A 9030-nucleotide genomic window follows, 5' to 3' on the forward strand; every position below is an offset into this window, starting at 1 on the left:
TTAAATGTATCTGGATACACGCCACACAAGCGTTTGAACTCTGTTGGCTTTAAAGTTTTTACTTGTTCGTAAGTCATCTTTCAATCTTAACTCTTGGACTATTTTATCCTATTTTGTCTAGACTTATGCAAGAGATCTATACTTTAAAATTTGGCTTATTCTTGAATTGATTATAGCAAAAATCTATCAGATTTATCTCATTATGCAGACCAACAACGAATAAACGGCTCCAATTCATCAAGGATTGACAATAAGCCTCTAATATAATCGTAGCCTGTCCATTTTGAAGTCCTTGCAAGTCCTCTTTGTATCAGAGTATTGCGAAATTCTGAGTTTTCATAGAGTGATCTTATTGCTAATGCAATCTGTCTCTCATCTTTCGGATCTACTAACAAGGCTGCATCTCCTAATTGTTCTTCAGAACCCGAAACTTTTGAAGCTACTACCGGACATCCTAAAGCAAAAGCTTCTAATGGTGGCAGATTTTCTGGACCGAAAAACGTCAGATATGTTAACGCAAAAGCATTGCGATAGAGATTGATTAAATCTTCTTGAGAAACAAATCCTAAAAAATGTACCTGTTTGGACAAGTCAAGTTTAACTGTAAGCTGCTTGATATATTGTAAATTTCCTTGATCAGAACCGACAAAAACAACCGGGAAGATAAGATCGTAGTTATCGCGCAAAAATTTAACAGCTAACAGCAATCCAGCGTGGTTTTTATGAGACCAAAACTGAGCAGGATAGAATAAGTAATTCTCAGGTATATTATACCTAGTAAGTATTTTTTTATCCCGATCTGGAGGAGCGTCTAAGACAACTTTTGGTGTTGGATGAGGCAGTAACTTGATGCGTTCTGATGGTACTTGATAAAACCGCTCGATTTCCTTTTTTCCCACCTCATTACCAGCAATAATGACTGTCGATCTTTGTAGCATATAAGTAAAAATTCTTTCACGGGCAAGCCATTCACCATTAGCACTCACTTCAGGAAACCAAGGTTGAAGTCGATGCTGTAAATCCCATATAACTGTGATGTAAGGCAAATCGATTGGGATAAAATTCTGCCCGACAAACCAGATTATTTCAACACCAGTATTACTAACTAGTGACTCAAGGCGATTAAACTGCTTTAATAATTTGGAAAATCTTGGTTGTTCAGTTGATAATATAGAGACAAGTTTGTCTGAGAAACTTCGATGATACTGGACAAACTCAAGATTACTTGGTTTGGAGTGTTTGGCTAAGATATCTGTTCCTTGGTTAGAAAAAATAATAAAGTGGTGGTGGCTCTCCTTAGCAATATCGAGCAGGCACTGAAATATATCGTTTTCTATAGTGTATCCACCTCCGACAACTGGATCCCTATCTGATAGATAAACACCAACTTTCATGTTAATAAATAGCTCCCTAAAATATTTTTTTTAAGACTTGCGAGCAACACCAACTATGTGCCACGTCTCCTGACTGATGTTTTCATCATCTCTAAAACCGGAAAACCAGTTGAGAGGAGTAAAACCAGAAAAAGTCAATAAATTTGCCATTTCCTGAAGCAGAAAGTAGCGATTCACTTGAGTTTCCTTAAAACTACTATATGTGCCATCATGACATAGCTCGTAAATGCTATAAGTAACGTTGGCTAATTGCTGAGGAAGTTGTAGTGTCGTTTCAGAAATACGCAGTATTTCTCCCTCTGGTATGAACCAACGGCGGATGCGTACAGGATCATAATCATGAAGCATAGCAGCAGCGTGCCAGAATTCAAAGACGAGCAAACCATCTGGACGGAGGTGGTGATTTATGCCTTGCAGGACTTGATTCAAAGCCGCATTAGTTGCTACATAACCAATTGAATCAAACAGGCAAACTACTGCATCAAAGGCTTCCTCTAAAACGGTTAGATTACGCATATCTTGCCAGCGAAAATCTACAGTAGAGGCAAGCTGGACAGCTTTACGCTGGGCACAATTTAGCATATCTTCAGAATAATCTACTGCCACAATCTCATAGCCAAATTTTTCTAAAGCTAGGGCGTGTTCTCCCGTACCACAAGCAAGTTCCAAGAGGCGATTAGTTTTGCCTATGCTGTACTGTTGTAAGCATTGATGGACGAAAGCGGCTTCTTCTCCATAGGGCTTTTCTGCGTAGAAAATATCGTATAATTCAGCGTGCCGGCCAATATATGAACTCATGCTTTTATTGTTGCTTTTGCTTGTTGGGCAGCCAGTTGGATACTTTCTGCGATAGACTCAATTGTTGCTTCAGTCAGGGTACAACTAGAGGGCAAATAGAGTCCCGTTTCCCACAATTTGTCTGCCACTGGGCAACTCACTTCCCGAAAGCCAGGTTGACTCTGAAAACAGGGTTGTTGGTTCATGGGACAGAAAAAGGTGCGAGTGTCAATTCCCTCCTCCCGCAGCCGTGCCATCAATTGGTCTCGACTAATACCAAATTCTGGCTTGATTACTAGAGCATACATCCAGTAAACATTTCTCGCCCAATCAGTTTCAACTGGCAATTGCAGTCCTGGGATGTCAGACAGGTAGCGATTGTAGGTGTGAGCGACGCGGCGCTTTTCTTCAACAATCATTTCTAGTTTCTGTAATTGAGCTAAACCCATAGCTGCCTGATAGCCCGTCATCCTGAAATTATAGCCCGCAACTTCGTGGCGGAAACGAGGCTTGGTAAAAGCTAAATTTCTCAATAGTCGCAAGCGTTCGGCTAAGGCTTCATCATTGGTGACAACCATGCCTCCTTCGCCTGTAGTAATAATCTTGTTGGCATAGAAACTAAAACAGCCCATATCGCCAAAACTGCCCGTCATTTTGCCGCGACAGGTAGCACCGTGAGACTCAGCACAGTCTTCAATCACCACCAGATTGTGTTGCTTGGCAATCTCACACAAGCGGTGCATATCCACAGGATGTCCGTACAAGTGTACCGGAATAATGGCTTTAGTGCGAGGGGTAATTAAAGATTCTATTAAATCAAGATTTAGATTCCAGGTAATGTCTTCCGAATCTACCGGGACGGGTACTGCACCATTGTGATAGGCAGCTAGGGCTGTGGCAATATTAGTGCTGGCACTGACTAAAACTTGATCTCCTGAACCAATTCCTGCGGCTGTAACTGCTAACTGGAGGGCAGTGGTGCCGCTGCTGACGGCAATGCCGTACTTACAACCGCAATATTGGGCAAATTCCTGTTCAAACTGGAGAATTGATTGGCCAAACGTCCCAGAAATTTCGCCGCGTTTTAAGGCAGCAACGACGGCATTAATTTCTTCTTCACCAAAGTAGGGTTCAAAAACAGGTATCATTTGTTGACCTCAACTATCACTTTATCGTACTCAGTTCCTAAAAATGGTCCCTGTTTGACGCTGATACACTGCATATCTTCAATCACTCGGATGGCATGAGTACCGTGAATCAAGACGATAGCATCTCCGGGTTTGAGAACGATTTCTCGCAATAACTCACCATTGTCAGTATAGAGTTGTACTGCAACAACACCCCGCTGAACGACAAACATTTGTTGTAAGTCATCGATTTGTCGGCTGAAAGTTTGGTGATAGTGAGGCGGTTCCTGATATCCTGCTTCATGGGCAAGCAAGCCAAACTGAAAGGATGACTCTGGAGGAGAGAAAAAGGTAGTTTTCTCTACCTGAGTGTCAGCCCAGATTATTTCGGCGTAGCGAGTGCCATTGTACTCGATGTTTTCAACAGTCATGCTTGTCAGGATATGGTTTTTCAGTGATTGATTTTAGCATCTTCTGAAGAGAAATTTTGCGCTTTATCGAATTTAGATTACTTTTTACTAGATTAGCTCTCCCAAATCTTTGATTTTAACAAGTTCACAACGCTCTAGATCGTAGACAGACATTTCTTCAATTATTTTAATTCTATCATTCCCGCCCCTAAAAGATAATTGACCCTGTTCATCTCTTGAGTCCCTGAATTTAGATTTAACATAACCTTCTTCGACACTCAATTGCTTAATCTTACCAACTTTATCTTTTCTGACAAAAAAAGCATTGTTGGCATTGCTGTTTGAACCAACAAAGCAGTAGCCTTTTTGCTCAGCCAAAAGACAAAGAGCCTTGAGTGAGCATCCCCAGTATAAATGTGAATAATGAGCTTTACCTCTCATGAAAAAGGGATCGTAAGGAATTGTAGTAGCAGATTTGCCGCCGAATATACTGTTGTATTCAACGATTACAATAATGGGATTAACAACTTCTATGCACTCCCATATCCAGTAATCATTTCCGTCAATGTCAATACTAAGAATACCAATTTCTCCCGAAAATTTATTGTCTAAAAAAATTTGATTGATGTTTTCTTTGTTAATAAAACTATTGACTGCTGTCAGATCGTATCTCCAATAAATATCGTCCTTGCGAATATTATCTATATACTGCTCACCTCCATCAATAACCAAACCTGTCCAGTTATCATTAATCAACAAAAATCGAGTGTTCGATTCAGTATAATCTCCCACTCCAAATTCGATGAATTTCTGACAAATCGGATCGATGCCTATATTGTGAATTAGATATTGAATAATTCCATCTTCTCCAAATTGAGAGAAAACCTTAAATTCTGCGTCATGAATATTCTCGTATATTCCATGCTGTTTCATTGGGGATATCAAAGATTTTGCCGCTAGGATTTTTGCTTCTTCAATCTGACTTGACAGTTTAGCAATTCCTAAACTAGATTTAGCGACTTTTTTTAACCATTGAAATTTTTTCATTTTTTATTTCTATCCTTGTAAAAATTTATTTAAGTTGGTTTTGAATTTTTCTATATTTATCCTGTTTATTTTTAAGGTAAATTCAAAATTTTTATTTATATTTTCAGACAACGTGGATAAATTATTTCGATGAGTAACTGGTAACTGAGTATCTTTTGATATCTCTAATGCTCTGTTATCAACAGCTATAATAAAAGCTCGCCTTGAATTTTGTAAGGCTCTAATTCCTCCGTGCAATCTTGTACCTACATAATCAATTACAGTTGATTTTAGCAGGTCATCAAAAGCTGTCAAACTGCGTTCAAGTATTTCAATTTTCTCTAACGTAATTTCATCCAAAATAGTTTTTATATAAGCAATATCACCAATTCCTTGTGGGAAAAAATATACGCAATTATACTCTTGTAAAATAATTTGAATTAATTCTCTATCATACTTAGGATTCTTGTAATAATCAGTAATAGTAAAAACAACCGATTCTGGTTTCACCGATTCAAATTTCAACTGTTCAGGTAATTTCCACATGGAGGGGCAACCAGTGTTTACAACATTACCAATTCCACACTTACGCAACATTTCTTCAGTGTAAGAATCTCTCACACTGTGAATAATATTATCTTTCCGAAACCAATATCTATAAAGAAACTTAGTAATAAAATCGGGCGAAGCTTGATACTGCCACCATCCTACACCAAATAAAATCAAGTAATTCCCAATTGCAAAGTTTCTCAATCCAGGTTTCCAAACAGAGGGATTTAAAAGGGGATTGTTCGCCAAGATATTGGCACCAGCAAGGATCATCGCGTCTTTGTTAGAATATTTCTGGCGGTCAGAATAACCATCTATAGGAACCCATTCTATTTGAGGTTGTAGGCTTAGATTTAAATTATCTATGATTGCTTCTTTGATAATAATGTCTCCTAAATTTTCGATAATTCCATCTTGCTGATGGGATGTAGGATCGGTTAAGTATAGTTTCATGATATTTTATGTCCTCCTTTTGTCCAACTTATACTACTAATTAAATTATAGAATCTTTTTCAAGAAAATAGCTTTATAATTGTCAAGAAGTAGTTTACCATTTAAATAAGCTTTGTAAGTGGGTACAATAAATTCAAATACTACTTGGTATCCACTGAGTTGAAAAAAATTCATCATTTTGCTACTTGAAAAAAACCATACTGGAACTTTATAGCTGATACCATAAATTTGATGAGGTACATGAGCCACAGAAATAAAATCTGATTCTTCATTCTGTAAAATAGGCAACTTATCTAGATAGATGAATTGTGGTCTCAGTGAAATCATTTTTTCCAGATATTGATAGGGATTGTCAAGGCATTGGAGAACTCCACTGGCAATCAATAAAACAATATCTTCGTCTGATATGCTAGAACGATCAAGACTATCTGTAAAAACAATTTCTTGATTTCCAATCCATTTATCTCTACCCATATTTGCCATCATTGGTGCTTCAACAACTATCCATTTAATTGGGGATTTACAAACCTTCAAGTAAGTTAGATAATGTATTCCCATTTCACCACCAAAATCTATAATAGTTCTAGAGAATGAATGAGTATTACTAAACGAGTAAAAAATTGCGGCGATTATACCTTTCTCTACCTCATCAATGTCTTTTTTCTGAATTAGAGAAATTGATGACGGATCAAATTTTTGGGCTTTTGCCTGAACAACATCCTGTTGTTCATAGAATCCTGCTATCTTAACTGCTTCATCATATTCATTATAAACTCCTACATACTCATATCCTAGTGGTATGCCTAAAAGTCGCATCATTTTTTTGATGATTTTTACTATTAATGGTGGTAGTAGTAAAGTTGCTACTTCTCGAAGTTTACCCATAACAAGTTTTTTGGTTTTTGAGAAATTAGATAAGTTCATTGATTTAAAAACTTTTCCTAAGTAAATTTCTAACTTGACTTACCAGGTTGAACTTTAAGGTAGATATGACATTAATCCCTAGAGTATCAAAAATCTCTTCTGGGTTTCCAATGGGCCAGTTTTCACTACTTGGTAAGCAACCAAATCTGAGGACGCGTTTTTGGAGATCTGAAAGATCACTTATATCCCTAGTATTGAGCAGTATTGGTTCTCCCATAGGCATCCAGCTAGGAGAATACTGACCAAACAAAGAAGTTCTTACTTGTCCTCCTTCATAGGGTTTAGCTCGATGAATACATCTGTAATCATACAGGATAGCTGTTCCTCTACCTCGGTTATTAAATGTTACTATCTTATCCTGAAAGTCCCTTTCGGCATCATCCCAAGTCTCCTTTTCATATTCAAACGACCATTTGTGGCTACCTTCTACAATTTGCAAGCCACCATCTTCAACGTCACTCAAATACATAATCATTATAATTCCTTTGTCCTTCTTTACCATTTGTATCTCAAATTTGTTCTTCTCAGAATTATAAGTATCTATTTTATTATCGACATGCCATTGCATTTTCGTGATTTTTGATGGAAAAGTTCTATAAATTCTATAATTAGATAAATGAACGGGACTTTCAGCGTACCTATCCATTAACTCAATTATCATTGGATTTGTGTAAACTTCAATTATTTCTCTAGCCCAGGATAGTGTTAAGAATAAAAACCTAGTATTACCGCTTTGTACATAACCTTTTCTCCCGTTGATCGTAGGCACACTTAGGGGCATCTCTATACTTTGATCGAGCCTTTTAATTAATTCGTCACTTACAACATCTCCTAACTCCACAAAACCTCTGGTTTCTATGGATTTCAAATGTTCAGATATTTTTTCAATTTGCATCACTTGACTTAAACCTCATGACTTTACTAAACTCCACTTTGATTATCCTTATTGTATCTTTAACTACCTCCATCTTGGGAACCATAGTTTTGACTACAAGGAAACCCCTAGGTTTCAAACTGGACGGGTTATGTTTTTTCTTAGTTTATTTATTATTCTCTTAAGATAGTTTTTTGAAGGTTTCATGGCTGACTCAAAATATAATTGATCGTATTCTCTATCTACTGCTAATCCGTAAGGTTCTTTGAGAGGAAAAGCCATTTCGTAGTGACGACGATCACTGTAACCCATAGAACTGGCATCGAAACAATGTGTTGACTCTTTGCCAAAACCAATATTCAAAACTAGATTAAGAGAAGGTACGATAGATAACCCTGAGTACAGAAGACGAGCGAAACTCCATTGATAATCCCAACATTGAATCACATCTTTTTCACGATAAGCCTGCCAAAATATTTTTTCTCTAACCTTAAATTGCTCATCACTAGCTAAAACATTACGAATCCGTTCCCGTGCTTCACTTTCTATCCATAGCTTCATATCATAATCAAAATATTGCCAAGCCCTTCTCCAGGAAGCCCAGCCCCACATATCACCATAGCAAGAAAAGTGATAAGACTGAATATTAGATTTCCATTGGCCTAGCCAATTTTCTCCGCTAATCATCATAACTCTTTGATCGTTACGGTATTTATCTAACAATATTTCACAGAATTGAAAAAATGTGGTATCGGGCAATATATCATCTTCAAGAATTATAGCTTCTTCTACCTGCTCAAACACCCATGTAATTCCCGTCACTGGACGTTTACCACATCCTAAATTTACCTCAGAGTAATTAGTCAACACCTCACAATCCCAATCCACACCCTCGATAACTGCACGGGCGGCCTTACACTTTTCAATATCATCTGGTCTATCGGGACGGGGACCATCGGCAACCACTAATAACTTGGGTGGTTTAGCCTGACGAATGGCTTCAAATACCCTCGCCGTCGTATCAGGTCGATTGAAAATCAGGAAGGCGACAGGAGTGGTCAGTTGGAAGTCAGTCATAGACGAATTTACTGTTAACTCGTGGTATCCTAACCCATCCTGACCAAATTGTCAACCCATTTCAGGATTTTCAGAGCCATTAATTTTATTTTCACTATCTCCACTGTTAAAATCCGAAGCTTTCAAGACAGTTAATCCAACTAACCTGCATTATTCATGAAGACTTTGGAAAATCCTCGAAAGCCTTGGCAAGAAGTTCATCTAGCGATCTGACTGAAAAACAGTCTGTTTTTTGAGATGTCCTCACAATCAGGTTTTTGCCAGTTGGTGAATAATGCAGGCTAATACCATTTTTCAAAAAGTATGTCATACTTGGTAAAGGTATAGTTTGTGTGGTAAAAAGGCAATGAGTGGAGTCCCTAATATTAATGTTGCTGAGTCAGTAGAAGACTTAAAATCCTTGTTGAAGCAACAAGTAA

Annotated in this window: 9 protein-coding genes; all 9 read right to left on the reverse strand. The window is 37.7% G+C overall.

Annotation, left to right across the window (positions count from 1 at the left end):
- Positions 1–200: 200 nt before the first annotated feature.
- The 9 genes from IM496_RS14245 to IM496_RS14285 all read right to left on the reverse strand — a co-directional run bounded on the left by IM496_RS14245 (position 201) and on the right by IM496_RS14285 (position 8611).
- Positions 201–1394, reverse strand: coding sequence for a glycosyltransferase family 4 protein (locus IM496_RS14245; protein ID WP_194017896.1), 1194 nt, complete (start codon positions 1392–1394; stop codon positions 201–203).
- A 30-nt stretch (positions 1395–1424) separates the two neighbouring features.
- Positions 1425–2192, reverse strand: coding sequence for a class I SAM-dependent DNA methyltransferase (locus tag IM496_RS14250; protein ID WP_194017898.1), 768 nt, complete (start codon positions 2190–2192; stop codon positions 1425–1427).
- On the reverse strand, positions 2189–3319 hold the full coding sequence (locus tag IM496_RS14255; RefSeq protein ID WP_194017900.1) for a DegT/DnrJ/EryC1/StrS family aminotransferase: 1131 nt from the start codon (positions 3317–3319) through the stop codon (positions 2189–2191). The genes IM496_RS14250 and IM496_RS14255 overlap by 4 nt, the downstream gene beginning before the upstream one ends.
- Positions 3316–3729, reverse strand: coding sequence for a cupin domain-containing protein (locus IM496_RS14260; RefSeq protein WP_194017902.1), 414 nt, complete (start codon positions 3727–3729; stop codon positions 3316–3318). The genes IM496_RS14255 and IM496_RS14260 overlap by 4 nt, the downstream gene beginning before the upstream one ends.
- 87 nt (positions 3730–3816) lie before the next feature.
- Entirely contained in the window at positions 3817–4755 is a 939-nt protein-coding gene (locus tag IM496_RS14265) for a hypothetical protein (protein WP_024970502.1), read from the reverse strand.
- A 9-nt stretch (positions 4756–4764) separates the two neighbouring features.
- Entirely contained in the window at positions 4765–5736 is a 972-nt protein-coding gene (locus tag IM496_RS14270; protein ID WP_287662294.1) for a polysaccharide pyruvyl transferase family protein, read from the reverse strand.
- Between the two features lie 45 nt (positions 5737–5781).
- Positions 5782–6660 carry a methyltransferase, TIGR04325 family gene (locus IM496_RS14275; protein WP_194018191.1) on the reverse strand — a complete coding sequence of 293 codons (879 nt, stop codon included), beginning with the start codon at positions 6658–6660 and terminating at the stop codon, positions 5782–5784.
- A gap of 4 nt (positions 6661–6664) precedes the next feature.
- Positions 6665–7555, reverse strand: coding sequence for a phytanoyl-CoA dioxygenase family protein (locus tag IM496_RS14280; protein ID WP_228009868.1), 891 nt, complete (start codon positions 7553–7555; stop codon positions 6665–6667).
- Between the two features lie 114 nt (positions 7556–7669).
- A complete protein-coding gene (locus IM496_RS14285) occupies positions 7670–8611 on the reverse strand; it encodes a glycosyltransferase family 2 protein (protein WP_194018195.1) in 942 nt (313 codons plus the stop codon).
- Positions 8612–9030 lie beyond the last annotated feature (419 nt).

Source organism: Microcystis sp. M049S2 (assembly GCF_020245625.1).
Classification (GTDB): Bacteria; Cyanobacteriota; Cyanobacteriia; order Cyanobacteriales; family Microcystaceae; genus Microcystis; species Microcystis ichthyoblabe_A.

Coding starts and splice junctions, on each gene's coding strand:
- IM496_RS14275 (WP_194018191.1), bottom strand. CDS start 6,660: ATGAACTTATCTAATTTCTCAAAAACCAAAAAACTTGTTATGGGTAAA.
- IM496_RS14250 (WP_194017898.1), bottom strand. CDS start 2,192: ATGAGTTCATATATTGGCCGGCACGCTGAATTATACGATATTTTCTAC.
- IM496_RS14255 (WP_194017900.1), bottom strand. CDS start 3,319: ATGATACCTGTTTTTGAACCCTACTTTGGTGAAGAAGAAATTAATGCC.
- IM496_RS14260 (WP_194017902.1), bottom strand. CDS start 3,729: ATGACTGTTGAAAACATCGAGTACAATGGCACTCGCTACGCCGAAATA.
- IM496_RS14270 (WP_287662294.1), bottom strand. CDS start 5,736: ATGAAACTATACTTAACCGATCCTACATCCCATCAGCAAGATGGAATT.
- IM496_RS14280 (WP_228009868.1), bottom strand. CDS start 7,555: ATGCAAATTGAAAAAATATCTGAACATTTGAAATCCATAGAAACCAGA.
- IM496_RS14265 (WP_024970502.1), bottom strand. CDS start 4,755: ATGAAAAAATTTCAATGGTTAAAAAAAGTCGCTAAATCTAGTTTAGGA.
- IM496_RS14285 (WP_194018195.1), bottom strand. CDS start 8,611: ATGACTGACTTCCAACTGACCACTCCTGTCGCCTTCCTGATTTTCAAT.
- IM496_RS14245 (WP_194017896.1), bottom strand. CDS start 1,394: ATGAAAGTTGGTGTTTATCTATCAGATAGGGATCCAGTTGTCGGAGGT.